Raw genomic sequence first — 26,246 nt, 5'->3', positions numbered from 1 at the left:
ACAAAAAATTAACTCTTATCATGGATGAGTAGATATCGGATACTTATGATGCTTACTTGTTTCTGTGGATGAAATATGAGTCAGACAAATTGATAAGCTCGGTTTTCATTATAGAAATTGATAAGCCGGCGGCCAGTCGAACTAACGAGAGCTTCAGCTGTTCCATCGAGAATACGTGATGCGCGGGCTATCCGACTAATGCCGGAAAGCGGTGTGAGTTCACTGATACCCTCTGCGCCATACAACTGTATGGCTGAGTCTGACGCAATGCATAAGGCCCGAGATGCGGCTAATTTCGCTACATTAATTTCGATATCATTTGGAGATTGCGCATCAATACTTTTAGCAGCCACACGGATTAATTCCCGAGCGCTTGCGATGGCTTCATAGACATTGGCAAAATGTTGTCGAACGAGCTGTTTTTCCGGCAGACGGGCTATCTTTCCACGATCTGAATTGATTCGTGCACCCATTAGATCCATGCAACGTTGCGCTAAAGCTAACCAACTCATTGAGCGAAGCAGCCTGCCCATACCCAGTCGCTGGCTCATTAGAAAAGTACCGCTTCCACATTTGCCAAGCAGATTCTGCTCAGGAACTTGCACATTCATGAAAGATATTTCACCCTGACTGAGGTCGCTACCCATAATTCTAATCTGTCGTTCAATTTTAAATCCTGCTGTGCCTGTAGGAACAATGATCATGGACAGATTTTTATCCAGCGCCTCACCATTGTCTGCAGTTCGCGCCAGCACAGTAGTAAAGGTAGCCCGGTCAATGTTGGAAATGAACCATTTTCTACCATTGATAACCCAGTAACCTTTAGAAAGCTGGGCTGAGGTTTCAATCAAAGCGGGAATTGAGCCGCTGCGTCCTGGTTCTGTCATACCATAGCTCGGTATGGCTTGTCCGTTGACTAATGGCTCCAAGAAGTTCTTGCGAATCTCATCCGAGCCAAATTTAAAAAGCATATGGGTATCAAGACTGGTATCGCTACCAAAAATTGTAGATGAAAATTCTGAACGGCCTTCTTGTTCTGCAATTAGCAAATAATCTTCCAGAGAAGCTATTTTTCCTCCATAGGAAAGTGGGTGGAACAAACCCCATAGACCCGCTGATCTCGCTTTGCTGATTAATTCAGCATGTAAAAGAAACGTCGTATTCCTATCCTTGCTGAGCAGCGATTCATTAGGAATGATTTGCTCATCAACAAATTTTCTTACTTGCTCAGCAAGGGTTCTCGCTAAAGTTGTATGGTGTGATTCCTGGCGTGTTTTAAACATTTGCTGATTCTTTGGATAAGTTATGTTTTTTCAGGTATTGATTAATCAATTCCAGTTCAGTGGCGAGCTGCTTTTTGTCAATCTTTCCAGCAGGATTCAGTGGCAATTGCTTGTAGTAGCGTAGGTATTCTGGAAGTTTATTTGTTTCTAACCCATGTTCGCGTAAATAATGGGTAAACTGAGATAATGACAGATATTCCATTCCATCACGCAATACCAAACAGAGACAGACACGTTGCCCTAGATCTGGATCTGAAATTGGCACACAGGCAGCGCTGATAACAGCAGGATGAGATACGGCGATATTTTCAATTTGGACCGGGCTAATATTTGTACCCCCACGAATGATGATGTCTTTTTTTCTACCTGATAGTATTAGATATCCGTCTTGATCGATAAAACCAAGATCACCGGTATAAACCCATCCATCCTTGTCACGATACATGGCATCCAATTCAGGGGCATTGACATATTGCATGGGGCTTAGAGGTCCTCTGGCAGCAATTTCACCTAAATCGCCTTGAGCCACATCTTGTCTTTGATCATCTACTATCCGGATAGAACATATATCAGGATTAGGCTGACCGGCTTTGTTAATCACGGTTGATAAATCATCAAGCAGTGTGGTATGGCAATTTACGCCATCTGCTGAGCCATATAAACTGATAAAACTGCAGCGAAAAGCTTCGGTGCTACGGTAAATGGATGCTTCATCAATTTTTGCTCCGCCGCTAATGATGGCAATGAGACTGGAAGTGTCCGTTTCCTGCAGTGCCGGATCTGCTGCAATCCGCTGAAACATTGTTGGCACACCGAAGATATGGGTTGGTTTTAACTTTCCTATCGCCTTAATGGCACCAGCTATTTCAAATTGCTTCATAAGTACAATCGATCCGCCCAGCCAGGATAAAACGCCAAATGTGGCAGTCGAGCCAAATGCTGTGCCCAATGGCATGAGATAGAATCCTCTGAATGTTTTTCCATTGGAATGGATACGCTGCAGAAATCGTCCACGCCCACCTACCAGCGCATTATGAGAATAAGCTACCCATTTGGGCTCCGATTCAGTTCCGGATGAAATCAAAAAGCGAACGGGAGAGTCGGGTGAAACTTGTGGTAATGCGCTAGAATGGATAGGCAATGTTTGAAAAAGGGAATCCAATGTATGCCAGCCTGACTTTGCTTCTCCCTCAACAACCAGGATGCGTAATGAAAGCAGTGTTGGCCGCAGTGATTCAATGAGTTCGCACAAATCAATATTGGCATGTTCTTGTTCCACAATGACAACGCGCGCATGACATCTTTTAAGCAAGGATTCAATGTCAAGGCGTCCGCGTCCGGGAGGAAAAGGCGCCACAATAGCGCCAAGAGCGGCTGCTGCTAGATCTATGGCACAGCTTCGCCAAGTATTCGGTAACTGGTATGCGATAACATCCCCCGGAACTATGCCCAAATTTTTGAAACTATTGGCCAGACGTTGAGTTTTATCCAGCAATTCTGCATAGGTAATGATTTGATCGAGCGACATGACTGCAGGGTTACTGGGGTGATGTTGCGCATGTTCTTGAAATAAAGTGTAAACGGATTTATTTGGGTAAATTCCCTTTTGTGTCCATTGCCTACGAACTTCAACAGGAACTAAATCGATAATGCCTGAAGGATTCATTGAAAGCTCCATGGAGAATTTATTTTAGTATAGGAACCAGAACATAAGTCTCGTTGCAGATAGGGGATAGTTTGAAGTTTTGAAAGATCTTCAATAACCACTCCCGCCGGAATATCTTCCTGTTCAAAAAATTCAACCCACTCTTGCGCGGTTTTTGCTAGAAAAAGATTGCTTAATTGCTGATGAAAGTCGATTGTTCCAGGATCAGTAGTGATATTAAGAATCACAGCCAATTTTCTGGCTGCATCTAAGCTGTGGCATTCGATTGCAATTTTTTCGTGTTTTGTCGGAAAAACAGCATTAATTATGCTTTTCTTAGATGATTTAACATTTGGTTGCTCATAAAGATTTTGAAAATCTTCCACACAAAGCAGTGTGGCAGCACTCATTAGCGATGAAGTGACTTTAGCACCCACGTTATTTATACATCGGTTAAGCAAGGCAATACAGACTCCTTGTGCAGCGATCACGCCGCCAAGCACATCCAGTACTGTGAATAACGATCCACCCTGAGATCCGGAGGCTTTCGCGATCTTATGAGCGATGCCCGAGTAGGCTTGCGCCATAAAGTCTGTTCCGGGCATCGTGTTTGAAGAAACGTGTTCTGCACTGTCCGTAGACCATCCACCGGCGTAGGCATATATCAGAGAGGGATTAATGGATGCTAAATCATCGTAATCAAGATTTAGCAATACTGCTTTGCCAGGCATCCAGTTATGTAAAAAAACGTCAGCATGCCGTATGAGTTCTTTGATTTCTTTTTGACCTGATGTGGATTTGATATCGATTTCACGCACATCTTTAAGATGATTCAGTGCATCGAATCTTGCAGAGCAACCGTTGGCAATTGGGGGCATGCCACGCAAAGGATCTCCACCAGGCGGTTCAATTCTGATTACATTCGCACCAAGCAGTGAAAGCAGATGCCCCGCCAAAGGCCCTTGAATTCGCCGGCATGACTCAATGATAGTAAGGCCGCTTAATGGTAAATGGTTGGTAGCACGATTCGAAAATGCGCTATCAAATCTTGAATGAAAAAGAAATTCCCAGGGACCCTGATGCCAAACATGCCTGCTATCAATATCGTCTGCTCTATCATCAATAGAACGAACGGGGCAGATAGCCATGCCAGTCCTCACGCAGATTTGAGATATTTGTTGATATGTAAGATTTGATAATGTTCTGGATAATTCCTCTGGCAAAGGAGAAACCGCTTTGGCATATCTCTGCCAAAAACTTTTCCATCCATTACTGACCAAAGGAAGGCTAACACCTGCTTCAGTCCAGAATTTTTTCCAAATTTCTGCATTGAGGGTTTCAAGTTCGAAAACGATACCGTCTTTTGATTTGAATGGCGGATGTATTTCAGACCCAATCAAGTCAGGAAATAACTTTTCAGGAGCATCCGATGTCGTTGCGCCTGCTATATACTGTCCCATACTCATTAGAGCCGAAGATGCCATGGAGACATTGATATTTGATATTTGAGCACCACGCAGCTGTCCAATGGAAGCCGCTATGACCCCTTGTAAGGCAAGTGTTGCGGTGAGAGTAGAAATATAATTTATTCCAAGAGATTGAGGCTTGCCGCTTGCACGCCCGTGTACTGACATCAATCCGCATCTTGCCTGCATGATATTTTCTGTCACTGCAGCAGGTTTGTTATCATTCCAGCGCGTGATATCGCACGTCACGGGTGTTGTGTGCAGTGTTTGGAATTGAAACGAGGCAGCCGACTTATCTTCAGAGTCTTGCTGTGATTCAACTTTTATGCCAAGCGTTTTTGATTGATAACGGATAGATGAAGCAACAGCAGAAAAATCAGGAAGTACTGTCTCTGGAAAACCACTGATTGTACAGTTAGTTAGTGGTCTATTCATATTTACCGCCTTTATAAACTAGCAATTAATCTTTTCTTGCCCACCGGCAACGGCAGGTAGAATAGTCAATGTGTCTCCGTCTTTCAGTTGGGTAGAAAGACCCTCGCCAAAGCGAATATCATCATCATTCACGTATATATTGATGAAATGATGTTCTTTTCCGTTAGAGATCAGTTTTTCTTTAAATCCGGGATACTGTTGTTCGATGTGTTCTATAAGCTCCAGAACGCTTGAGCCCTCGATTTCGATCATCTTTTGGTTCTGGGTTAGAGGTCTCAAAATTGTGGGCACATTAACGGTGATAGGCATATTGACTCCTTGGATTTTAAAAATTAGAAAAAGAATCAGAAAAGCAAAAATTTGGGCTTTGATGAATACCCCATTTAAATGGATTAAGCTACTTTTGATATATCAGCGCCTGATTTAAATTTATCCAGTACTCTGATCCTTTCTTCTACAACCATTCCGTTTAAAATCCGGAAGCTGCGAATTTCTTGTTTGTATTTAGGATCTGTTGAAATAATGACGTAGTGTGCCTGCGGTTCTGAAGCGTATTCAATATCCGTACGACTTGGGAAAGCTGCCGATTTTGTATGCGAGTGATAGATGACTATTGGCTCTTCACCGCGTGCAGCCATTTCTTTCCAGATGTTAAACTGTTGCTGTGGATCAAATTGAAAGAATGTCTCCGATTCAGCTGCATTACGCATAGGAATAAGACGCGTTGGCATGTTAGAACCTTCTAGGCCGGCAATAATGCCACAGGTTTCAACTGGGTGGTCTTGGTGTGCTTGGGCAAGCATTGCATTAACAACTTCGATTTGTATCGTTAACATGATTGTGCTATCTCCTTAAAATGTTTTAGAAAGAATCAATAGCTTGGCAATGTCTGGTCTACATCTTTAATCCAGGCAAGAATGCCACCATCCAGACTTTTAACATTGGTAAAACCCAGCTCCTGCATTTCGATGAGAACGTCCCTGGACCGAACCCCCATCTTGCAATGAAGAACGATAAAATCATCTTTATTCAGCTGCGTTAAGATCTCGTCAGAAATGATGTCGTCTTTGGGAATATGCTGAGCGCCTTCAATATGGACAAAATTCCATTCTTCGATCCTGCGGACATCGATCAATTGCATTTTTGTACCATTTTCGCGTAATTTTTTGAGTTCTAACGCGCTGATAACCGGAACGCCTTCATCTTGATCTGCTTTTGCTTGCTTGAGACCACAGAATTCACGGTAATCAATTAAGGTCTTGATGGGTGTTCTGACAGGCGCACGGCGTATGGGAATGAATCTGTAGGTCATGTCTAGCGCATCGTAGACAGCAAGTCTGCCCAGCAGAGTATTTCCCAGACCGGTTATTAATTTGATTGCTTCGGTGGCCATTATTGCGCCTATCGCGGCGCAAAGAACACCAAATACTCCGCCCTCGGCACAGGAGGGAGCCATTTCCGGTGGAGGTGGTTCAGGGTACAAGTCACGATAATTCAATCCCACATCACCGGGTGCATTTTCCCAGAAGACAGAAGCTTGTCCTTCGAAGCGAAAAATAGACCCCCAGACATATGGCTTGCCGGTAAGGACACAAGCATCATTAACAAGATAGCGTGTAGCAAAATTGTCTGTACCATCCACAATCAGGTCATATCCTGAAAAGACTGCTTCAGCATTGGTAGCCTCAAGACGTTCGTTATGCAATTGCACACGAACATATGGATTCAGGGCTTTGATGGAGTCTCTTGCACTCTCGGATTTTGGTCTGCCAACATCTGCTTGGCCGTGAATGATTTGCCTTTGCAGATTAGATTGATCAACCGTGTCGAAATCAACAATCCCAAGGGTACCGACTCCAGCTGCTGCGAGATAAAGTAGCGCTGGTGAGCCCAAGCCTCCCGCGCCGATCACAAGAACCCTGCTGTTTTTAAGGCGCTGCTGTCCTATCAATCCTACTTCAGGTATGAGCAAGTGACGGCTATAGCGTGAAAGCTCATCGCTGCTTAATTTTTCTGCTGGATTTACTAATGGTGGTAGTTGCATAAATCTTTCTCCCTGGGTAATGCTTAATGAAGTTGAGCTGAAATTACTGTTTGTTTTATCAATTCATTTCTGAAAGAGGACCAGAATGCAATTGAGCATTTTTCATCAGAATACGTGATGCCGTAGGAAGGTCGGCATTTAATGTCTTAAGCATATATTTATTTAGCATTAATTTTATTATTCTGGTTGCTGTCATTTTTCGTCATATCAATATTTAGTTTTAAATATCAGAAGGTTAGTATCTACAACAACAAAAAATGTATAGGTGTTTCTAAGGCTTCGCTAGAGATAACTGATCCATCGATTTCGATGATGCATACTTTAAATTAATAATTCCAAATTTAAAATGCGACAAATTGTCGCGCGACAATTTGTCGCAGGGCTACCGGGAAGAGCAGGGGATCAAGAGATGAAGGTGAACATGTGTAATCATCGGATGGCAAAAGAGGCTCATAAACTAGCACAGCCATGGCTTCCAAAATATTCTTCAAGCATAAATAAAAGCAATATTTGATAACAAGGTGCGGCAATTTGCCACATTTCCGCAATATTGATCTGTCTTTACAATACCAGACTAATACGAAGCTACCATGAGAGCAGGATTTAAACATCATATGCCAAACTATTAATATGGCTATATTTTCTATTTTTTCTGCTATCAAATGGAATTTATTGTACGAAAATAATTAATTAAACCTATTGAGAGATAATTCTTCAAAGCAAAATGAAAAACAAAATCTGTAGTCATAAAGCATTAAATTTGATGGTTGCAATGATATTTTTACAAGGAGTTAGTTTGGGTGCTCTTGCACATGACGGTGAAAATCATGCTGCAGACTCCACTACTCCGGAAGTGCCAGCACTTCCGGCTTGTCAAATCTTGACAGCAGCCCGGCTGTTTGACGGAATTAATTTCCCTCAAGACAATATGTCAGTATTAATCGAGGGAGAAAAAATCAAGCAAACCGGTTCTGCGGGACAATTAAACGCATTATGTGAAAACAGAATTGATTTGGGTGATGCCACAATTTTGCCTGGCTTTATCGAATCACATGCGCATATTACCTTCCAAAATGTAAAAAAAGATGACCTACTAGAGCATGGCATCACTACTGTTCGGGATACCGGTGGACCGTTAAAGGCTCCTGAAGGAGGCCAAGGCACGCTGCGCTTGTTAAGCGTTGGCCCGATCATTCAGACTCCTGATGGCTATCCATTGAATGTGTTCGGAGGTACTGGGGGAGATGACCATATTGGTATTTCAGTTGGCTCCGTTGTCGAAGCTGAGAAAGTCGTTGCTGATCTTGTTGCAGGTGGAGCAACAGCCATCAAGATTGCATTGGAACCTGGTGGAGAAAGCGGAGCACCGTGGATGCAGCCTCATGCTGGCCAACCTCTACCTCCTACGCCATGGCCTTTGCTACCACAGGAAATTGTGAACGCAATTGTGACTAAAGCACATGAATTAGGCAAAAAAGTACTTGTCCATGTGGGTGAGAATATCGGTTTTGAACGGGCGCTTGATGCAAATGTTGACGAATTCTCGCATATTCCTTGTTCTGAAATTAGAGAAGATTTACTGCAACGTGCGGTGGACCAGGATGTTACCTTTGTGACAACCATCGATACACTTGCATCTTGTATAGATAGCAGTACTCAGAAGGGAATACATTCCAATACGATGAGTCTGGCGAGTAAAGGCGCTAAATTCATCTATGGTTCTGAGATAGGGCACGACAATGTTCCTTGGGGAATTAATGGGGAAGAACTTCATATGATGCTGCACTTGACAAGTGGAGAAACGATTGATTTCACAGATGTTATGAACGTACTCAAGGCGGCAACTTCAAAAGCTGGAGAATATTTGGGTCTGGCTCCGCTTGGCACTCTGGTGTCTGGTGCGCCTGCCGATATTATTGCGGTGAGAGGAAATCCTTTTGAAAAAATCAAAATACTGGAGTATCCGGATCTCGTTATTTCAGGTGGTCGCACTATCGTAAATAAATTTAATGAGCAGCCCACAACGGCTGAGATCGACTGCCTCTTTACTTGGGCTGAAGCTAAATATCCTGATCTGTTTGTGCCAGCCGGGGCATCTACTGAGATTTTAAGTATTTATAGCTATCGCTTTTATTCAACAAGCAATGCCTATTTGGGTGTTTCCTCGGCTGACAGTCATGTGTATTACATGGGTGCTGACGGATTATTGCAGAACGAAGGCCCGATATCCAATTGGTTGCCTGTTTCAGGATGTCGGTAAGCGACAAGTAAATCACAACGTCTAATCAGGTATTGTGGTAAATATAGACTTATACTTATCAAGAGCGTATTGAAATGATTTGAGAAGTTAAACCAGAGCCAGATTATCATGGTGCGACCAAGGCATAATATGGCGTTATCTCAAATGCGTGACAAGCGTGTCCCGGCAACAGATGATCCGATGAGTTGGGCACAGTATGATAAATCTGGTTATTCCATTTCTAACTCAAAAATGACGCGAAGGTGAGCCGCAGACAGTATAAATAATACGGCAAGGTGAAGCCGACAAAGTCGGTTTTGAGTTAGAAATGGAATTAGATAATCCAAAAGTACAGCTCTCTCAGTAATGAGTATTTTGGTTTCTCATTTTTACGATTTATGTATTGGTTAAACGTATCAGGATAAGTGGCGGTATTGAACAAAACAAACTCCCCGCTTTACTTATTAACGTGAGTTCGGGATAAGAAAAGCAGCAAAAGACATCTGAATTCCTTATGATGAAAGGATTTTTAAAAATAGTTTCATCATTGGAGGGATCAGATTCCGATGGATACAATAGTAGTAACTTTTTATGGCATTGACGCCTTTTGTAAAGGCGTGTGAGTCGTGGTGGGGGTAGCGCTTTTCGGAGTTATCGCTAAAACGGCGTCATCGACGAGGAAAGCTGTGTCTAAGTGAAGTCATGACGATCGTGGTAGGATTCCTTCTGTCTGGTTATCAGACATTAAAAACTTATTATCGGGCATTAGGCAGCGCCGCGTTTTCCATCGTTACTTCTTTATGTTGAATTAATTCATTTTGCCAAAATTAACGTATGAAAAATTCTGTCCCAAATGAATCTACCAGCATGCGTCTATAATATTCAGATTTGTTAGCCTGGAAATATTCTAACGGATTGAAGTTGTCTGTTAACACAATACCTGCATGCTGATCCAAATTGAGCAGTCTATTTCTAAGCCACGTGCTCTGGTCTGGTTTAAGTGTGCCACTATCAATACTAATTAATTGTTTAGAAACGATAAAGATAAAATCATTGAAGTCGATGCCAGGTTCCGAGATAAAAACTAGCTGATACGGAAAAACCTCCGCCAGTGTTTTAGCTACAGAAGCCACCGCAATATTTGTGCCCTCTTCTAAAAAAGATACAAAATTAAGTGCAAGCAGACCCTGTTCTGAAAGTAACGCATGAATTTGCGAGAGAGTCTCTTTGGTTAGAAGGTGAACCGGTTCCGATCCCCCGGTGAAAACATCGAGAATGATTAAATCATAGGTTCCTTGCAATTGACGAATTTCATAACGGGCATCGCCTATGATTGTTTTTCCAGTGGGAGTGAAATCAAAATAGTTTTGTGCTGCTTCAGCAACAGCTGGGTCAATTTCGATGGTATCTGTCAAGATGCCATGATGTTGCAGGTTTGTGGCCATATGACCCGCGCCCTGGCCAATCAACAATGCCTTCGACATATCAGGTGCTAGCATCGGAATCAATCCCACAATTTTCTGGTAGGTCAAAACATTTTCGCCATGACTTAGCCCGGCTGCTCCAATAGTTGAGGCGTCTGCGGTCAGCAAGCGTAAATTGAGTGTTGGATTATCAATGACCCGTACCCAGCCATATAAGCTTTCACGCTCGAAGCGTGTTTGAAAAGAGGAATGGTGCTGCTTGTGGTCATTATTGGTTATTTTGGGTAATAAACTGACGCCAATGAAGAACAGCAACATAACTGGCAGTATCGCAGTGGTCAATTTAAAGCGCTTGCGTTCAAAAAATGCAACGATCAAAGCGAGTAAAAATAGCCCTGAACCGAGCCCAAGAAAGATTTCGTGAGAACCAATACGGGGGAATAAATAAAAACCCAGAAACAGCGTGCCAACAACACTGCCGACCGTGCTGACGGCATAAATGGAACCTGTGCTGGCGCCGATGCCATCTAAATTGGAAGTAGCCAGTTTGACAGCAAAAGGACCAACCATTCCGAGCATGGTTAGACTGGGCGTGAATAATATCAGCGTACTGATGAAGGTGCCAAGCCGTAATCCTAAAGAATCAGTTGCTAGTAATATCGGGCCTGTTATCCAAGGAACAATAAGAGTAAACATTCCTGCCAGAGCGATGATCAATGTTAAACCCATTCGTTTAGCACGATCTGCCCAGCGTCCGCCCACAAAATAACCGATTGCCAGTGCAATCATGGTGACCGAAATAAGGGAAGCCCACACATACAAACTGGCTCCATAGAAGGGGGCGATCAAGCGTGTGCCCAACAGTTCAATGACCATAACTGCAGCACCAGTTAGAAATACAGTGCAGTAGAGCCAGAGATGAGTGAATAGAGGGAAAAGGGGTTGTGTCATGAATTTCCTTGCTTGTGGATAAGTACATTTATCCCGAATGCGAGCGGTTGATGTAAACAACACACGTAATTGATAATACCCAATTTGTTGAGTCTATTTTTTAATTAATTCAATATTATATAAATGAATGATTGCTTTGCATATGCGGCAAATTGTCATACCTGGATGACTGATTATCGTCATTTAAGAAATATGTTTTCCTTTGTTCGAACCGTACTGATTTTAATATGGATTTCGAACCAGATGGTTTCTACGACAAGCATGGAATAGCGGGTGCGACAATTTGTCGCATTGTTATTTGTTTAATTAAACCAGATAATCGTTTGCGACTATTTATTCATTGGGGATAGACAAATAGTTACGGTGACAGCGCATTCATCTTTATTGATAAATTAATCGGTGGATTGGGATGAATCTTTTTAATTGTTGTCTCGAATAAATCAATAAACCATAGAGTTATTATTTTAGATTATTAGAGAAGGGAGTCATGATGAAAAAAAATAAAATTAGAACACTGACGCTGGCTTTAGCTGCAGCCGTGCTGGCAGGTGTTGGGCAGAATGCGCTGGCTCATACACGATTGGAAGTGCCGTTAGTTACTGAAAATGTCAGAGTGACGAATAATGTTACCATCGGTCATGGTTGTGGCGAGAAAGCGATTATTGGAACCTCAGTGGTTTTTCCGGATGGCACGGATTCGACTATTACCGTCGGCGGTCAGCCGCATAATGGGACATTGACCGATTTTGTATCAAACTGGGGGCCTAATGTTCAGCCTCTTCAAACCCGGGCAGTATTTGATTTTGTAGATGAAAAACAAGGGCCCACAGGTAATGTGGTCGGGTTTTGGTCTGGCGGCGGATCAGGTATGCCGGCTCATATGAATGCATTTGTTCCTTTCAGAGTTAGCGCAACAAATATTGAACCAACTTCTTGCGCTAAGAGCGTAAAATTCTTTGTTTCCATTGTCGATATTTGTGAAATTACCGGAATTGATGCATTACGCAGTGGAAGTGGAGAATCTGGAGGGCCTGTTAATCTGTGGACCCATAATAATCTGGGAACACCGTATGACCGTGTGGGAGCGGAAGATGATGGACCCGCTTCATTAACGATCAATCGCGATTTAACGAATAATCCACTGCCTGGATCATGTAATGGTGGAGTTGATGTCGAAGTAAAACCTTCCGCTGCGCAGATCAACCGCGATATGCCGATCAAATTCAACGGTCAGCAAGTTTGGCCTCAATAAACGCTAAACTTGACATTTACAAACGGGATCATGCATCCCGTTTGCATTAACAGAAAAGGACACTATCGCCAGCGGGTAGAAACAGCTATGTACAGAATTTGGCTAACAGACTAAGAGAACAAACAGAGAAATAGTTTCATAATGTTTTTATCAATATAATATGTAAAGATTATATTGATTGCTCAAAAGAGCAAGGAGGAAGTATGGCAAAGAATCTATCAATTCTATCAAAAATATTGGTGACTGCTGGTAGCATCATCACGGCCTGTTATGCTGCAACTATTAGTGCGCATGGCGGTGGTGCTACGCTTGATCCTGCCGGTAACAAGGCAACATTTACTGCGCTGGCACGTGTGACCTGCTTTGATGATGGCAATGGACCAGCTGCTCATCTCGTAGCCAAGATTAGAGATAATTCTGCTCCTATACCAGGAATGTTTGTCAGTCTTCAGCTGTTTAAAGGCAGCAAGGCAATCAGTGTTACCGATACTACGCCAGGGGATGCACAATTTAGTGAACAAGTAAGCCTGCAGGGTGGCAGTGGTGTTTACTTCATGATGGCGGACAAAACGATAGCGGGTGCGCGGGATTTTGAAGTGGAATGGCATTGCATGACCGCCAATCAAGTGCATACTGGTACAGACATAGTAGTCGATCAATTCGAATAATGGCAGTTCTGTTTATGGCCTGTTCACGTCCTTTGAATATCATTTATAAAATGATTAAGCAAATCAGTTTATTAATTTCAGTTAGCCTGATATTTTTCCTTTCTATGGTGACATCTGTCAGGGCGCACCTGGAAGGAAATACGCCGCCACCGCATTGTGAGTTGGCTTCTTTGGATGGGAAACCTGCTGAAGATTGGAAAACAATGAAAGGCGAAGTAATTTACATAGATTTCTGGGCTTCCTGGTGTCCTCCTTGCGCTAAATCATTTCCCTTCATGAGTCAGTTAATGCAGGAATTTAAAGACAAAGGATTGAAAGTGATCGGCATAAATCTGGATGAAAATCTTGAAGATGCCAAGAAATTTCTTGCCAAACGTCCCGTTAATTTCTCTATCGTGGTCGATACCAGTAAACGCTGCGCTCAAGACTTCAACGTGATGGCTATGCCATCCACTTATATTATTGATAAAAGAGGTTTGGTTCGACATATTCATCGTGGTTTTCGGGCTGGGGAAACTGAAGAGCTGCGTGGCTTAATTGAGCAATTGCTGCAAGAAGAATTATAGGGCTAGTTTATATTCATTGTGCCAGTATAGACATTCTTAGCTTGACTTCATTGATGAAAGTCACTCACTTTATTGTCCTTTTCGCTATTTTACTCAGCGTATCGGGATTATCCGGCTGTGTCCAGGTAGCGGCCTGGGAGCGTGGTAATCTTGCCAAACCGCAAATGGCGCTGGAGCCTACCCCATTACAAAGCGCTATTCAGGCACATGTTTATGGCAGTCGTGAAGCTGCTGCCAGCATTAATTCTTCGGGGGGAGGCGGCGGCTGTGGCTGTTTCTAAGCCATACCATGAAAATAGGTTTGAACGATCCACGCTTAGCTGGTTCAACTCAATATTCAGCTGAGGAACTTGAATCTAGCGATTTAAAAGCCCATTCAGCTTCTTCTTCCAATAAAACAGCGCTGCAGGCATTGACGTCTGCCGCGCTTGTTTTGCCGGGTTTGTTATTGTCTTCTGCACACGGTGCCAATCCCAGCAGTGACAACGTCAGTTTCCAATATATCCGCTATGAAGAAGGTAAACGCAATCTTTACAATATACATAGCAACCTGAAACCGATTACGGTTGACGTCGTACATGGAAGCGGCAATTTTACCTTCTATGATCGAGTTAAATTTTCATTTAACTATACTCAAGATACCTGGTCGGGTGCGACGCCTGTTACCACAGCGCCTTTAGTGGCGAATGGCAATCGGCCGATTCTGCAAAACTCACCCAACGGGGTGGTTACCGTTGGGGCCTCTCCTTTCGTCAACACCCGAGTTTTGCTCGATCATAATTTAAATCCACTTAGACTGACACCCGATGCTGGACAAGTCGTTGATTCACGTAATGTGCTGGTGCTGTCTTCCGCATCGCCTGAAACACGTAATCAGGCAAATTTTAAACTGGGTTATGAATGGGATGAGGCTGCGCTTAATGTGGGAGGGGGATTTTCATTAGAAAGGGATTATGAATCCAGTTATGGCAATATCAGCGGTCGTTTCGATTTCAATCAGAAGTTAACCAGCTTGAAATATGGAGCAGCTTATACCAGCAGTGAAACATCCGCCATTCTCGACCCGGATCTCGTGCCTTATTTGACTACCACCGCTTATGCCAATCAAATAGAGCGGCGCAGTGGCTCGGATATATTACGAGGTGATCGTCAGGATTGGACAGCTAATTTGGGCTTGACTCAGGTTCTTGGTAAGAACTCGCTGATCGATACCAATATCGGTTATACCCATAGCAGCGGGTTTATGGAAAATCCGTACAAAGTCATGACGGTTATTTTTGTTAACCCGAATGCCATCAGTCCCGATCCGAATATCCCCATCATTGGTGATGCGCGTGCCTTGTTGGAGCAGCGCCCCAATATCCGCAATCAATTGGCTTTAGGGAGTAAATTCGTGCAGCATATTAGCCCATTGGATGCGGCACTTCATCTGAATTACCAATTCTCATTCGATGATTGGGGAATCCATGCACATACTTTTGAAGTGGATTGGGTACAACCACTGGGTTATGGCTGGACTGTTACGCCTCGCATTCGCTATTACTCACAAGATTCAGCTGATTTTTATAATCCTTTTCTCATTTCCAGTCAGGCGTTTCGTAGTCCTGCCATCGATGCCTCAGGACGGCAAGTATGGGTAAATTCAGATAATCCCAATCAACAATTTTTTCGTAATGGCAATGGTAATTTTTTCGATGCGAATGGCAATCCGATTGATGCAACTGAACTTAATTTACAACCTCAACTGGTTTCATTTGATGCTGCCAAGCTGCCTAAAAGCTTTTCCAGTGATCACCGTTTGTCTGGTTTTGGTTCGTTGAGCGGCGGTGTTGTAGTTAACAAGCAATTTACCAAAGGAATCGAACTAGAAGCCGCCTTTGAATATTACACGCGAGCCAGCGCACTGAAACTGGGTGGAAATGGTCATAGCAGTTTTGCTGATTTTGATTTTTACGTTGCCAATGCAGCGATCAAGGTTGATATGGACACCATTAGTACTCGTATGGCGAAAGAGGCTAGGCGTAACCATGCTGATCATGATCATAGCGAACAGCATCAACATGCTCAACATTATGTTCCGGCCAGCATCATGTTTGGCCACATGCTGGATAAGCCAGGCGAACTCATGGTGGGATATCGATTTATGTACTCTCGTCAGACGGGTGATATGTTGCAAGGAACACATCATGCCAGTGACCAGACAATTGTCAATGAGGGATGTGGCGATGTCACGTTGTGCCGTTTTGCCCCGAAAGATATGAGCATGAGAATGCACATGCTCGATATCATGTATGCGCCCACTCGCTGGTTGAATCTAATGATTATGCCGCAATTCATGGATATGGATATGAATTTGCGTGAGCTTACCGGGCGCCCGCCACCCACTCCGGGTGTCCACGAGCATACCGGCATTGGCGGACATACAACCGGCGGTGTCGGTGACACCATTCTGATGTCGCTTTATAAGCTGCTAGATTTACCTGGACACCGAGTCCATGCGGGTTTAGGTGTCAGCGCACCGACCGGGAAAGTAGATTTGGAGCTCAGGCGTATGTTTCAGGCTGATGGAGGACTCATTCACTTTGATATGCAGCTAGGAAGCGGCACCTGGGACTTCATGCCTAATGTAACTTATACCGGAGAAAATAATCGCTGGTACTGGGGAACCCAGCTTTATGGCGTCAAGCGAATGGAAAGCAGTAACGAATCAGGTTATCGACTGGGGGATATTTTTCAGGCATCTACCTGGGGAGGATATCAGTTAACCCATTGGCTGGGAGCTTCAGTGCGAGGCGCTTATACTTACCGCGATAAAATACATGGAGATTTCAACCAGTTTGATGCACGTATTGGACCAATGGATTTCCCAGCGAATCAAGGAGGACACTACTGGGAAATAGGCATTGGTGTAAATGCTTCGGTACCAAACGGCAAGTTTGCTGGCAATCACTTTGCTTTTGAATGGGTGCAACCACTGCATCAGGATGTGAATGGTTTTCAGCTCGAGCGTAAGGGTGGATTATCAGCTACGTGGCATTATAGCTTTTAATTTGTTTGGGATTTAATTCTCCCCTTCTTGGAGTGAGCTGGTTGGAAAATCAGCAGAGTGTAAAGCGCAGTTAAATCCATTTCCAAGTCAAACATGACATGACGCTGGCCTCAGACAGTATAAATAATACGCCAAGAAGAAGCCGGCAAATGAGTTAAGAATTGCGCTTGTGCTTAAACCGATAATCAAGCCTCCACCTTGATCGGAGGCTTGAGCTTGGTAGCATAATTAATGACCGGATTGGCGCATGTGTTTGATTGCTTCGTCAGTATGTTTGGCAGCTTCCTTGGCCTGATCACCTTCAGCACTCTTGATGCCTTCTTCCAAATGTTTAATCGCTTCATCCATATGCTTCTGGGAAGCAGCATGATCATCTCTTGCCTTTTTAGCATGATCCAGACTTTCTTTTGCATGTTTAAGTGATTCTTTGGCGTGACCCATTTCACCATGTGCCTTAGCTTCTCCTGCATGCTCCATCGCTTCTGACGTATGACCTGCATCGTCTGCATAGGTTTGAGCGCTCAAGCAAAAAGCCAAAATTCCAACTCCAAGAATAGTTGTGGATATTGCTTTCATGAGAATTATTCCTTATTTAAGATTTATAATGTCGAACATCCTGGATAAGAATTGCCTCACTCATTTTCACCAAAATTCCAAGAAAGAGGAAAGCAATCTCGCTTAATATTTTTCTTTGATTTAAATATTACATGCATTATTGGAATACAGTAATACTGCAAACGCATCTATTTCAATCTACTGATAGGCTGAACTGACTGAATTTGAAAGAATAGGGATTTGCCATTTTTGCTTTCTTCTGTTGAGAAAAACGTAATGTTCAAATCAATTGGTGTGCTTTCTCCAAATGCAGCTTAAAAAAATTTCAACTGTACCGAACTAGAAATATTTTTCAGCCATCTTTCCAGATGATTTGGGAGTAGAGCTTTGGTGCTTTTTTATTATCTCTGAGTTTCCAACAGCTCTGGAAAGAATAGGTGAAGCAGGGCGATAACGATGATGGCAAGCAGCAAGCGTGTATCAATGGAGTCTTCGATTCATTTTAACTGCCATTCTGTCTGGATATGGCCAAGGTCTATTTAAAGGAGCAGATCGCTCTCCATCCAGTAGTGGCAAATATACACTCCGGCACAAATCAGCAGTATGGCAGATATCTTATGGTAAAATGGAACGAATCGTTTCACGGTTTCGACCACGACTCTTTCCTTTAAAGATACGATACTTATAGTCAATATTAATAGGACCGTTCCTACTCCGAGAATATACCAGAGGAACTGTAATAATATTATCTCAGAATTACCGGAAGTCATCGAGCTTCCGACGACGATAAGAAAGACTGGCAATGCACAGCTCATGAATGTTGCCCCCATGGCTATACCGAACAGAAAAAACCCCCGAACACTGATGGTGCGGGGGTCTCCAATCTGGTTACCTATTTTCATGAAGATATCAAGCGTAAGCTGATTGCCCAAAAGCAGCCATACTCCAAGTGCGATGAGGATGACGCCGATAATTGCCGACACCCAGGGCATCACGCCGAGCAAAGTCGACCAACCGGCAGAAATAAGAATACCAATCAGTCCATATAGGAGACCAAAGCCTGCCGTAACAGCTACAGTAATACCAAAGGCTTTGCTAAGTCGATAAAGCCAGGAATGTTGTTGAAACTGATGGTCCTTGGCGCCGAGATAAAGCGCCAGATACACGGGCAACATCGCAAAGCCACATGGGTTTACCGCAGAGACCATTCCCGCGCCAAAAGCATAGCTAACTTGCAGCAACCCTGCCAGTTGACTCATTAACTGGCTTACCCATAGCTGTATATCCATCATTGCCTCCACCTTCTAATTCCATTTCTAAATCAAAAATGACGCGAAGGCGAGCCGCAGACAGGATAAATAATACGGCAAGGGGAAGCCGACAAAGTCAGTTTTGATTTAGAAATGGAATAAGTTGCATCAGACTTTTATGAAGAGCTATAAGTTCAAAGTGCAGTATCTATGGGGCTAGGTCAGCAACTAAACGTAATATTTTCTCGGAATCAGCCAAACATTATTCCATGATCTTAGTAAGCTTATAAACAATTTGCTACATGAATTTTCTATAATAGTTAAGATTCCAAAAAAATTGTCGTTAAAAAATGACAAAGTAAATAATTTATTATTTACTCATTTTAATTTATTTAAAAGAACCTGGATGCGATAACGCGTATCATTAGGCATGTACATGAAAATAAAGGTTCTAGACTTGTCTGAATGACTACCTGAGTAATTTCTTTTTAATGAAACTGTACCGTTTTTCCTTTAAAGCGATGGGCACACCTTGTGAAATACAGATTTATGCCATAACCGAGACTAAGGCCGGGCGTGCGATGGAGGCTGCCATTTCTGATATTCAGCGATTAGAGTCAATTTATTCCCGCTATCGTGAAAGTAGTTTTTTGTCTGAGATTAATCGGATCGCAGCCAAAGGAGGAAGTATTATCGTTGATAACGAAACAGCCGGCTTGTTGGATTATGCCGACACCTGTTATCGGGAGAGTGATGAGCTTTTTGACATTACCTCGGGTATTTTGCGCCGTGCCTGGGATTTTAAATCAAATCAGTTACCGGATGAAGCGGTTATTCAAGCCTTGCTGGATAAAATTGGCTGGCATAAATTAAAGTGGGCCTCGCCTGTGCTTGAATTCCCGCTTGCTGGCATGGAGATTGACCTGGGTGGTGTCGTTAAAGAGTATGCAGTAGATCGTGCTGCTACGATATGTTGGGATAGGGGTATTCAGCATGGCATGGTCAATTTGGGAGGAGATATCAAGATTATTGGCCCGCATGCGGACGGTAGTCCCTGGCGAGTCGGGATACGTCACCCGCGTCGTCCCGAGACCTTATTACAAACGCTGGAACTTTATTCGGGTGCAGTTGCCAGCAGTGGGGATTATGAGCGCTGTATGACCATACATGGCGTCCGTTATGGCCATGTGCTCAACCCAAAGACAGGCTGGCCTGTAAGCCGAATGGCTGCAGTAAGTGTCGTGGCTGATTTTTGTGTTATTGCGGGCAGTGCTTCAACGATCGGCATGCTAAAAGAGCAGCAAGGCAAAGACTGGCTTGCTGACCTGGGTTTACCCCATTTGTGGATAGATGTTGATGGGCAAGTGGGAGGCGCGCTCACGGAAGAATGCTGATAAATCAAAGAGATTATACTATTTCTCAATCAAATCTGATTTTGCTGGCTGCTCCTTGCCGTATGATTGATCCTGTTTGCGGTTCGCCTGGCGTCATGTTTGATCTGGAAATGGGATGAGAATCCAGGAAGGCATTTTAATAGATAAAGCATAAGGGAATCATACGCAACGGTTCCTTTGCACAAATATTTTATGACGCCTTTGAAAATATTCTAAAATTTATAACCACGATGCAGCGCTACCACACCAGCAGCCAAATTAAAATATTCTACCCGTTCAAATCCAACTTGCTGCATGAGTTGTTTCAACTCATCCTGCGATGGATGCATCCGAATTGATTCGGCAAGATAACGATAACTTCCTTCATCCCGAGCAATTAATTTACCCATGAGAGGGAGCACCTTGAAAGAGTAAGTATCATAAAAAGGTTGGAGTGGTTTCCATACTTTTGAGAATTCCAGCACGGTAAGTGATCCGCCTGGGTTAAGCACACGCAGCATTTCCTTGAGCGCAATATCCTTGTGAGTCATGTTTCTCAGGCCAAAGGCGACATTGACATGATCAAAGAAATTATCCGGGAAAGGTAGTTTCTCAGCATCACATTGGGCTACTGGGACGGCTATTCCTTCATTCAGCATGCGATCCCGACCGATCGTCAACATGGAATTGTTAATATCAGTTAACCAAACCTGGCCTGTTTCACCAACTTGCTCAACGAACAACGCCGTCAAATCTGCAGTGCCGCCTGCGATATCAAGAATCCGATCACCCGCTTTTACGCCACTGGTTTCGACAGCAAACCGTTTCCACAGTCGATGCAAACCGAGCGACATGACATCATTCATCAGATTGTAGCGTGCAGCTACCGAGTCAAAAACATCTGCAACTTTATGTGCTTTCTCAGCTTCTGAAATAGTTTTGAAGCCAAAATGGGTGGTCTTTGTCATTTCGAATGATTAATTGAGTATTAAGAAAATGAGTGCAATAAATAATGATGAGTTTGATATATCCCTCATGTATTATTTTCACGGTTGATACCAGCATCATTTAGTCGTTGCAGGTAATGTTGCCACATTGTATCTTGATTCAATCCGTAATTATAAAGTAAATCCCATGAATAAAGTCCCGTATTGTGGCCATCAGAAAAATTTAACTGGATGGCGTAATTGCCCACTGGCTCGATATGCGTGATGGACACATCCTGTTTGCCAGTCTGCAGAATTTCTTGTCCAGGCTCGTGACCTCGTACTTCTGCTGACGGAGAATAGACGCGAAGAAACTCACAAGACAACCGAAAAGTTTTACCATCGCTGAAGGAAATTTCCAGTACTCTGGATTTCTGATGAAGTTTTATTTCAGTGGGAATTGGGGTATGTTTACTAAGGCCTGCCATAGACGTTTTTTAAAATTGAAATTATTAATAAATAGCAGCTAGAATGCTTGTCACGAAAATGCAATATTGCCACTATATTATCTCAGAAATTTCTAAATAATTTTTTTGAATGGAGTCATGAGTATAATGGCTGCAACCATACTGATCGTGGAAGATGAGCCCGCAATCCAGGAGCTGATTTCATACCATTTACGCACTGCAGGGTATAGCGTTTTGTGCGCCAAAAGTGCAGAAGAGGCAAAGGAAATAGTTAACGATGCGTTGCCGGATTTGGTGCTGCTGGATTGGATGCTACCCAATATGAGCGGCATCGAGTTTGCTCGCATGCTGCGGCGAGAAGCGCGCACCAAGATAATTCCTATTATCATGTTAACGGCCAGAGTGGAGGAAAGTGACAAGATAACCGGACTGGAAATCGGTGCAGATGATTATATTATTAAACCTTTTTCGCCGCGTGAACTTGTGGCGCGCATCAAGGCTGTGCTACGCCGACGCTTACCAGAAGTGTCAGATGAAGTGGTTGAAGTAGGCGGGTTAAAATTAGATCCAGCCTCACATCGAGTAACCGCTAATGATCTCGAAAATGGTGCAAAGTCAGCAGAAATTGTCTTGGGACCGACTGAATTTCGTCTATTGCACTTTCTGATGACGCATACTGAACGCGTGCATACACGGGAGCAATTACTTGATCGTATCTGGGGAGACCATGTCTTTGTGGAAGATCGTACAGTAGATGTTCATATACGAAGGCTGCGTAAAGCGCTTGAAGATGCAGGCAAAGATGAATTGGTGCAGACTGTAAGGGGAGCAGGTTACCGTTTTTCTACCCGCTGTGAAGCTGGTGCTGAATAAAAGTTGGGTTGCATTGATTTTGAGCATTATCCTTTGCTATCCTTTTAATTATCAGTAATTTTTCTGTACCTATTTGCTTTTTCGCGCATAATACGCTGCAAACTAATTTTTCCAAAGGCAATTAAATGAGAAGAGGTTAATTCCATTTTCAGATCAAACATGACGCCAAGGCGAGCCGCAGACAGTACCCATAATAGGGCAAAGTGAAGCCGACAAAGTCAGTTTTGATTTAGAAATGGAATCATTTCTGGAATATCCAAAAGAATTTCTTACCCGCGGACTATTGAAGTGTTTGATCTCTGGCGACGCTTTGCTGCTATTATTTTGCTGATAGTGGTTACAGTTATAATATGGGGTGTGGTAGATGCTGTGACGGCATTGGCTTTATTCAGCTTGGTATTGTTAGGATTAACGATATATCATACCTATTACTTGGCTTTGCTTGATCTATGGTTTCAACGTTTTAATCATAGTGCTTTTGATCCATTCACCATACCGAATGTCCCTAAAAGCTTTGGGGTGTGGGGGGATGTGTTCATTCGACTGGCGCGCTTTATCCGGCGTTATTACCGAAGCCGGCAAAGTCTGAGCAAAGCGCTGGAGCGTTTGCAGCGCGCTACTTCAGCAATGCCGGAAGGGATCGTTATCCTGGATGAAGCGGATCGAATTGAATGGTGTAACCCTTCTGCTGAGCAGCATTTAGGATTAGATCTGAGGCTGGATATTGGGCAGCATGTGACCCATCTGGTACGGCAGGTGCAGTTTGTAGCGTATTTAACTTCCGGGGATTACAGCAAACCCCTGATTATCAAGCAATCACGATATGAGGAGCTGGTGCTTTTACTCCAGCTAGTGCCTTATGGTGATAGGGAAAAGCTGCTGATCAGTCGAGATATTACACGTTTTGAGAAAATGGAAATCATGCGTCGTGATTTCATCGCGAATGTTTCACATGAGTTGCGCACCCCCTTGACGGTTATAGGTGGGTTTCTAGAAACATTATTATATGAAGATATTAAAGACAGCGAGATGGAAAAGCGCGCGTTGATTTTAATGAATGATCAGGCTAAACGCATGCAGCATCTGGTCGAGGACTTACTGACCTTATCGAAACTCGAGAATGCGCAGAATATTTTGCATGAGGAAGAGATTAACATTGCTGAATTGCTGCAAAGCTTGTATCAAGAAGCGCAATCGCTTAGTGCAGGACGCCATCACATTCATTTGAAGCTGGTGAGTGATGCTCACTTGCTGGGAAGTGTGGACGAGTTACGGAGCGCCTTCAGTAATCTGATCAGTAATGCCGTTCGCTATACACCCGATGGCGGCAATATTTCATTGAGCTGGACAGAAGAGCAGGGCCAGGGCTTATTTTATGTGCAGGATAGTGGGATCGGTATCGGGCCTGAGCATATTCCTCGCCTGGCAGAGCGGTTTTATCGAGTCGATCGCAGTCGCTCCCGTGAAACCGGGGGAACAGGATTAGGACTTGCTATCGTCAAACATGTGTTAAATCGCCATCAGGCTCACATGGAAATTATCAGTGAAATAGAAAAAGGAAGTATTTTCAAAGTCTGGTTCCCAGCAAAGCGGTTGATAAAAAACAAGGGAAGCCACCTTACTATCCATGATACCCATGCTATGCCTTCCAATAAAACCATTCCACCGCTAATTTAGTCTTTCTTATCCCACTTTCAAATCAAACATAACACGAAGGCCAGCCGCAGACAGGATCAATCATACGGCAAGGTGAAGCCGACAAAGTTAATTTTGCTTTAGAAATGGAATAAAAACAGGGCTAAGACAGCTTTCTCAAACTTCCTTCCTCAGTAGCGGTAAGCAGCCTTAAGCAAGGCAAGTAGCCATCAAAGACAATGCCATGTACTTCCATATGTTTTTGTGAGCGCAGTATACTGACCAGATAATGTACGATGCTGTTGGTAATCGTTTGGCCTGGTACCAGCACAGGGATACCGGGCGGATAAGGTGTGATCTGATCGGCAGATACTCTTCCTTCCAAATACTTACTGACTCTATCTTCTTCGTCCAATAAAGGTACTAATTCACCTTCGCAGTAAAATGCATCACGCGGCAGATATCTCAACTCAGTAAAATGAGGAACTTCGGATATCTGGTAAAGACGGCGAGGGGCCCGGCCTTCACGCGCAATGCGCATCAGGGCATCATAAAGACGCGAGACTTTGCTGCGGGTAGTACCGATGGTAAGCAGCAGGGTAAGCGTATTAAAAGTGGATTTCTCCACTTGAATATTGTAGTGCTCGAATAATTCCCGGATCAGCTCTTCCACAGTAAAGCCGCAGCGTGAAATATCTACTGTTACTTTAGTAGGATCAAGCTGGATATTGTCATGCTTGACTTCATCAGGCAGGAGTTCAGGCAGTTCCAGCACTTGAAATACACCTGTAGCATTGATTTGTAGACGGAGTTCCCTGGCAAGCTCCAGTGTGCGCGAAAGCAGTTTGTATCCTTCCAGCGTGGCCTGCTTGCGGGCTACATCAAGGCTTGCAATCATGCTGTATTGAGGGCTGGTGGAAGTATGCATGTTGAAATTTTCACGGAAAAGATGCTCGTTGAAATCGGGATCATTGACATGAATCATGCTGGATTGAGAAAAAGCGGACAGTACTTTGTGCGTACTTTGGGTGGCATAGTCAGCGCCTGCTTCCAAAGCAGTGGGACGAAAAGCGGGATGAAAGCGGGCGAAGCCATACCAGGCTTCATCAATAATAACTTTGATCCCCTTCGCATGCGCGGCTTCAATGATCGGGGAAAGATCATAGCGTAAACCATCATAGGTGCAGCTGGTTAATATCAATGCTTCTGCATCAGCATGTTGTTCAAGGGCATTGAATAGGGTTTGTTTAGGTACCGGCCCATAAATACTGAATTTCTTATTGACCGATGAGTCAAGATAAACCGGATGAGCGCCTGATAGCACCACGCCATGATGTACCGATTTGTGACAATTCCGATCCAATAGTAATTTCTCACCCGGGGCGAGTAAGGTCTGGAAAATGACTTTGTTGGCAGTAGACGTGCCATTAGTAGCGAAAAAGGTACGGCGTGCGCCAAATGCTTCCGCGGCAATTTTTTGTGCTTCCGCGATGACTCCAGTAGGTTCCATTAATGAATCAAGCATGGGCACGGATACCGACAGATCAGCCCGGAAAATATGCTCACCGATAAATTCATAAAAATCGCTTATCCAAGGGCTATCGCGCAGTGAATCACCAGAAGAGTGCCCCGGTGTATGCCAAGCATCCTTTGCCATCAGCACATAACTCTTGAGTTGATCATAGAAAGGAGTGCGCGCCTTTTCTTGCAACTGAGCATTAAGGATGCGATACATACCGCGATAATCACGTTCTTCTCGATAGAAATAACCATCTACCGTTTCTGAAAAGAGGGCATCGACGACGTCATCCTGCTGTTCTTGTGCGATCAGTATATAAATATTTAATTCGGGCCGAAAACGGGAAATTTTCTGGACGAGCTCTAATGCCGTCATTTGCAGATTACGTGTACCTTTCCGTTCACTTTGCAGGGTATAGAGCTTATCGTCGACCACCACTGCCTGAATATCGCCATCTTCTTCAAGTACCTGCAACGCCTCGCGTGCAGTGGTGACGCCAATAAAAGTGATCCCCAATGAATTTTCCATTGACTTGGCTGCGTCGTTTAATCCCTTGATGAATGCTTTGAGGATCAGTTTTTCATCATTGATAAGCAGAATACGGCTGATTGGTTTTTTCATGAGAT

23 protein-coding genes and 1 pseudogene are annotated in these 26,246 nt (G+C 43.6%); 12 read left to right on the top strand and 12 right to left on the bottom strand.

All coding sequences use genetic code 11. The features are described from left to right. Window positions 1-80: 80 nt before the first annotated feature. From AAW31_RS03660 to moeB, 6 genes are all read right to left on the bottom strand, one after another. Entirely contained in the window at window positions 81-1,283 is a 1,203-nt protein-coding gene (locus AAW31_RS03660) for an acyl-CoA dehydrogenase family protein (RefSeq protein WP_046849205.1), read from the bottom strand. Beyond that, window positions 1,276-2,949, bottom strand: coding sequence for a class I adenylate-forming enzyme family protein (locus tag AAW31_RS03655; protein ID WP_046849204.1), 1,674 nt, complete (start codon window positions 2,947-2,949; stop codon window positions 1,276-1,278). The genes AAW31_RS03660 and AAW31_RS03655 overlap by 8 nt, the downstream gene beginning before the upstream one ends. Continuing rightward, entirely contained in the window at window positions 2,946-4,829 is a 1,884-nt protein-coding gene (locus tag AAW31_RS03650; RefSeq protein ID WP_046849203.1) for a CoA transferase, read from the bottom strand. The genes AAW31_RS03655 and AAW31_RS03650 overlap by 4 nt, the downstream gene beginning before the upstream one ends. A gap of 18 nt (window positions 4,830-4,847) precedes the next feature. Beyond that, window positions 4,848-5,138: a MoaD family protein gene (locus AAW31_RS03645; protein ID WP_046849202.1), complete on the bottom strand. Its 291-nt coding sequence runs from the start codon at window positions 5,136-5,138 to the stop codon at window positions 4,848-4,850. Window positions 5,139-5,221: 83 nt separating this feature from the next. Further along, window positions 5,222-5,665: a Mov34/MPN/PAD-1 family protein gene (locus tag AAW31_RS03640; protein ID WP_046849201.1), complete on the bottom strand. Its 444-nt coding sequence runs from the start codon at window positions 5,663-5,665 to the stop codon at window positions 5,222-5,224. Window positions 5,666-5,700: 35 nt separating this feature from the next. Continuing rightward, window positions 5,701-6,873, bottom strand: a complete 1,173-nt coding sequence (moeB, locus tag AAW31_RS03635; protein ID WP_046849200.1) for a molybdopterin-synthase adenylyltransferase MoeB — start codon at window positions 6,871-6,873, stop codon at window positions 5,701-5,703. 724 nt (window positions 6,874-7,597) lie between these two features. Between moeB and AAW31_RS03630 the strand changes: the two genes are divergently transcribed. From AAW31_RS03630 to AAW31_RS23840, 3 genes and pseudogenes are all read left to right on the top strand, one after another. Next, entirely contained in the window at window positions 7,598-9,133 is a 1,536-nt protein-coding gene (locus AAW31_RS03630) for an amidohydrolase family protein (protein WP_046849199.1), read from the top strand. Window positions 9,134-9,241: 108 nt separating this feature from the next. Then, complete coding sequence (locus AAW31_RS21130) at window positions 9,242-9,379, top strand: hypothetical protein (protein ID WP_158441373.1); 138 nt, start codon at window positions 9,242-9,244, stop codon at window positions 9,377-9,379. A gap of 381 nt (window positions 9,380-9,760) precedes the next feature. Next, window positions 9,761-9,871, top strand: a pseudogene (locus AAW31_RS23840) (IS982 family transposase); the annotation flags it as partial. A gap of 68 nt (window positions 9,872-9,939) precedes the next feature. Here the strand turns inward: AAW31_RS23840 and AAW31_RS03625 are convergent. Further along, window positions 9,940-11,487, bottom strand: coding sequence for a fused MFS/spermidine synthase (locus tag AAW31_RS03625; RefSeq protein ID WP_046849198.1), 1,548 nt, complete (start codon window positions 11,485-11,487; stop codon window positions 9,940-9,942). Between the two features lie 490 nt (window positions 11,488-11,977). Here AAW31_RS03625 and AAW31_RS03620 point away from each other — a divergent pair, with 490 nt between their 5' ends. The 5 genes from AAW31_RS03620 (at window position 11,978) to AAW31_RS03600 (ending at window position 17,022) form a co-directional block, all read left to right on the top strand. Next, window positions 11,978-12,739 (top strand): hypothetical protein, encoded by a 762-nt coding sequence (locus AAW31_RS03620; RefSeq protein WP_235264487.1) that lies wholly within the window; start codon window positions 11,978-11,980, stop codon window positions 12,737-12,739. Between the two features lie 203 nt (window positions 12,740-12,942). Then, on the top strand, window positions 12,943-13,407 hold the full coding sequence (locus AAW31_RS03615) for a hypothetical protein (protein WP_046849196.1): 465 nt from the start codon (window positions 12,943-12,945) through the stop codon (window positions 13,405-13,407). A 104-nt stretch (window positions 13,408-13,511) separates the two neighbouring features. After that, complete coding sequence (locus AAW31_RS03610; protein WP_144412831.1) at window positions 13,512-13,973, top strand: TlpA family protein disulfide reductase; 462 nt, start codon at window positions 13,512-13,514, stop codon at window positions 13,971-13,973. Window positions 13,974-14,026: 53 nt separating this feature from the next. Then, entirely contained in the window at window positions 14,027-14,254 is a 228-nt protein-coding gene (locus AAW31_RS03605) for a DUF4266 domain-containing protein (protein ID WP_046849195.1), read from the top strand. An 8-nt stretch (window positions 14,255-14,262) separates the two neighbouring features. Then, window positions 14,263-17,022 (top strand): DUF3570 domain-containing protein, encoded by a 2,760-nt coding sequence (locus AAW31_RS03600; RefSeq protein WP_082110330.1) that lies wholly within the window; start codon window positions 14,263-14,265, stop codon window positions 17,020-17,022. A gap of 228 nt (window positions 17,023-17,250) precedes the next feature. Here AAW31_RS03600 and smbP read toward each other — a convergent pair whose 3' ends face one another. Further along, a complete protein-coding gene (smbP, locus tag AAW31_RS03595; RefSeq protein ID WP_046849194.1) occupies window positions 17,251-17,598 on the bottom strand; it encodes a small metal-binding protein SmbP in 348 nt (115 codons plus the stop codon). Window positions 17,599-18,116: 518 nt separating this feature from the next. Continuing rightward, window positions 18,117-18,866 carry a cytochrome c biogenesis CcdA family protein gene (locus AAW31_RS03590; protein ID WP_052752054.1) on the bottom strand — a complete coding sequence of 250 codons (750 nt, stop codon included), beginning with the start codon at window positions 18,864-18,866 and terminating at the stop codon, window positions 18,117-18,119. Window positions 18,867-19,318: 452 nt separating this feature from the next. On the opposite strand from AAW31_RS03590, the gene AAW31_RS03585 reads away from it, so the two are divergent. Together AAW31_RS03585 and AAW31_RS23020 are read left to right on the top strand one after the other, a co-directional pair. After that, entirely contained in the window at window positions 19,319-20,221 is a 903-nt protein-coding gene (locus AAW31_RS03585; protein ID WP_046849192.1) for an FAD:protein FMN transferase, read from the top strand. Then, window positions 20,215-20,340, top strand: a complete 126-nt coding sequence (locus tag AAW31_RS23020; protein WP_258920412.1) for a hypothetical protein — start codon at window positions 20,215-20,217, stop codon at window positions 20,338-20,340. Before AAW31_RS03585 ends, AAW31_RS23020 begins: the two co-directional genes overlap by 7 nt. Before the next feature lie 93 nt (window positions 20,341-20,433). Here AAW31_RS23020 and ubiE read toward each other — a convergent pair whose 3' ends face one another. Together ubiE and AAW31_RS03575 are read right to left on the bottom strand one after the other, a co-directional pair. Then, a complete protein-coding gene (gene ubiE, locus AAW31_RS03580) occupies window positions 20,434-21,168 on the bottom strand; it encodes a bifunctional demethylmenaquinone methyltransferase/2-methoxy-6-polyprenyl-1,4-benzoquinol methylase UbiE (protein ID WP_046849191.1) in 735 nt (244 codons plus the stop codon). Window positions 21,169-21,233: 65 nt separating this feature from the next. Next, the gene (locus tag AAW31_RS03575) at window positions 21,234-21,614 is read right to left on the bottom strand and encodes a gamma-butyrobetaine hydroxylase-like domain-containing protein (protein ID WP_046849190.1); all 381 of its coding nucleotides are present in this window, start codon (window positions 21,612-21,614) and stop codon (window positions 21,234-21,236) included. A gap of 126 nt (window positions 21,615-21,740) precedes the next feature. Here AAW31_RS03575 and phoB point away from each other — a divergent pair, with 126 nt between their 5' ends. Beyond that, the gene (gene phoB, locus AAW31_RS03570) at window positions 21,741-22,466 is read left to right on the top strand and encodes a phosphate regulon transcriptional regulator PhoB (protein ID WP_046849189.1); all 726 of its coding nucleotides are present in this window, start codon (window positions 21,741-21,743) and stop codon (window positions 22,464-22,466) included. A gap of 288 nt (window positions 22,467-22,754) precedes the next feature. Continuing rightward, complete coding sequence (gene phoR, locus AAW31_RS03565) at window positions 22,755-24,143, top strand: phosphate regulon sensor histidine kinase PhoR (protein WP_046849188.1); 1,389 nt, start codon at window positions 22,755-22,757, stop codon at window positions 24,141-24,143. Window positions 24,144-24,264: 121 nt separating this feature from the next. Here phoR and AAW31_RS03560 read toward each other — a convergent pair whose 3' ends face one another. Continuing rightward, the gene (locus tag AAW31_RS03560; protein WP_046849187.1) at window positions 24,265-26,241 is read right to left on the bottom strand and encodes an aminotransferase class I/II-fold pyridoxal phosphate-dependent enzyme; all 1,977 of its coding nucleotides are present in this window, start codon (window positions 26,239-26,241) and stop codon (window positions 24,265-24,267) included. Window positions 26,242-26,246: the final 5 nt, after the last annotated feature.

Source organism: Nitrosomonas communis (assembly GCF_001007935.1).
GTDB lineage: Bacteria > Pseudomonadota > Gammaproteobacteria > Burkholderiales > Nitrosomonadaceae > Nitrosomonas > Nitrosomonas communis.
Note: the sequence above shows the minus strand (reverse complement) of the source record. Positions and strands in the feature narration are given on the sequence as shown.

Coding starts and splice junctions, on each gene's coding strand:
- AAW31_RS03610 (WP_144412831.1), top strand. CDS start 13,512: ATGGTGACATCTGTCAGGGCGCACCTGGAAGGAAATACGCCGCCACCG.
- AAW31_RS03615 (WP_046849196.1), top strand. CDS start 12,943: ATGGCAAAGAATCTATCAATTCTATCAAAAATATTGGTGACTGCTGGT.
- AAW31_RS03575 (WP_046849190.1), bottom strand. CDS start 21,614: ATGGCAGGCCTTAGTAAACATACCCCAATTCCCACTGAAATAAAACTT.
- AAW31_RS03640 (WP_046849201.1), bottom strand. CDS start 5,665: ATGTTAACGATACAAATCGAAGTTGTTAATGCAATGCTTGCCCAAGCA.
- AAW31_RS03655 (WP_046849204.1), bottom strand. CDS start 2,949: ATGAATCCTTCAGGCATTATCGATTTAGTTCCTGTTGAAGTTCGTAGG.
- ubiE (WP_046849191.1), bottom strand. CDS start 21,168: ATGACAAAGACCACCCATTTTGGCTTCAAAACTATTTCAGAAGCTGAG.
- AAW31_RS03590 (WP_052752054.1), bottom strand. CDS start 18,866: ATGGATATACAGCTATGGGTAAGCCAGTTAATGAGTCAACTGGCAGGG.
- phoB (WP_046849189.1), top strand. CDS start 21,741: ATGGCTGCAACCATACTGATCGTGGAAGATGAGCCCGCAATCCAGGAG.
- AAW31_RS03605 (WP_046849195.1), top strand. CDS start 14,027: ATGAAAGTCACTCACTTTATTGTCCTTTTCGCTATTTTACTCAGCGTA.
- AAW31_RS03645 (WP_046849202.1), bottom strand. CDS start 5,138: ATGCCTATCACCGTTAATGTGCCCACAATTTTGAGACCTCTAACCCAG.
- AAW31_RS03650 (WP_046849203.1), bottom strand. CDS start 4,829: ATGAATAGACCACTAACTAACTGTACAATCAGTGGTTTTCCAGAGACA.
- AAW31_RS03620 (WP_235264487.1), top strand. CDS start 11,978: ATGAAAAAAAATAAAATTAGAACACTGACGCTGGCTTTAGCTGCAGCC.
- AAW31_RS03625 (WP_046849198.1), bottom strand. CDS start 11,487: ATGACACAACCCCTTTTCCCTCTATTCACTCATCTCTGGCTCTACTGC.
- AAW31_RS03660 (WP_046849205.1), bottom strand. CDS start 1,283: ATGTTTAAAACACGCCAGGAATCACACCATACAACTTTAGCGAGAACC.
- moeB (WP_046849200.1), bottom strand. CDS start 6,873: ATGCAACTACCACCATTAGTAAATCCAGCAGAAAAATTAAGCAGCGAT.
- smbP (WP_046849194.1), bottom strand. CDS start 17,598: ATGAAAGCAATATCCACAACTATTCTTGGAGTTGGAATTTTGGCTTTT.
- AAW31_RS23020 (WP_258920412.1), top strand. CDS start 20,215: ATGCTGATAAATCAAAGAGATTATACTATTTCTCAATCAAATCTGATT.
- AAW31_RS03600 (WP_082110330.1), top strand. CDS start 14,263: ATGAAAATAGGTTTGAACGATCCACGCTTAGCTGGTTCAACTCAATAT.
- AAW31_RS21130 (WP_158441373.1), top strand. CDS start 9,242: ATGGTGCGACCAAGGCATAATATGGCGTTATCTCAAATGCGTGACAAG.
- AAW31_RS03560 (WP_046849187.1), bottom strand. CDS start 26,241: ATGAAAAAACCAATCAGCCGTATTCTGCTTATCAATGATGAAAAACTG.
- AAW31_RS03630 (WP_046849199.1), top strand. CDS start 7,598: ATGAAAAACAAAATCTGTAGTCATAAAGCATTAAATTTGATGGTTGCA.
- AAW31_RS03585 (WP_046849192.1), top strand. CDS start 19,319: ATGAAACTGTACCGTTTTTCCTTTAAAGCGATGGGCACACCTTGTGAA.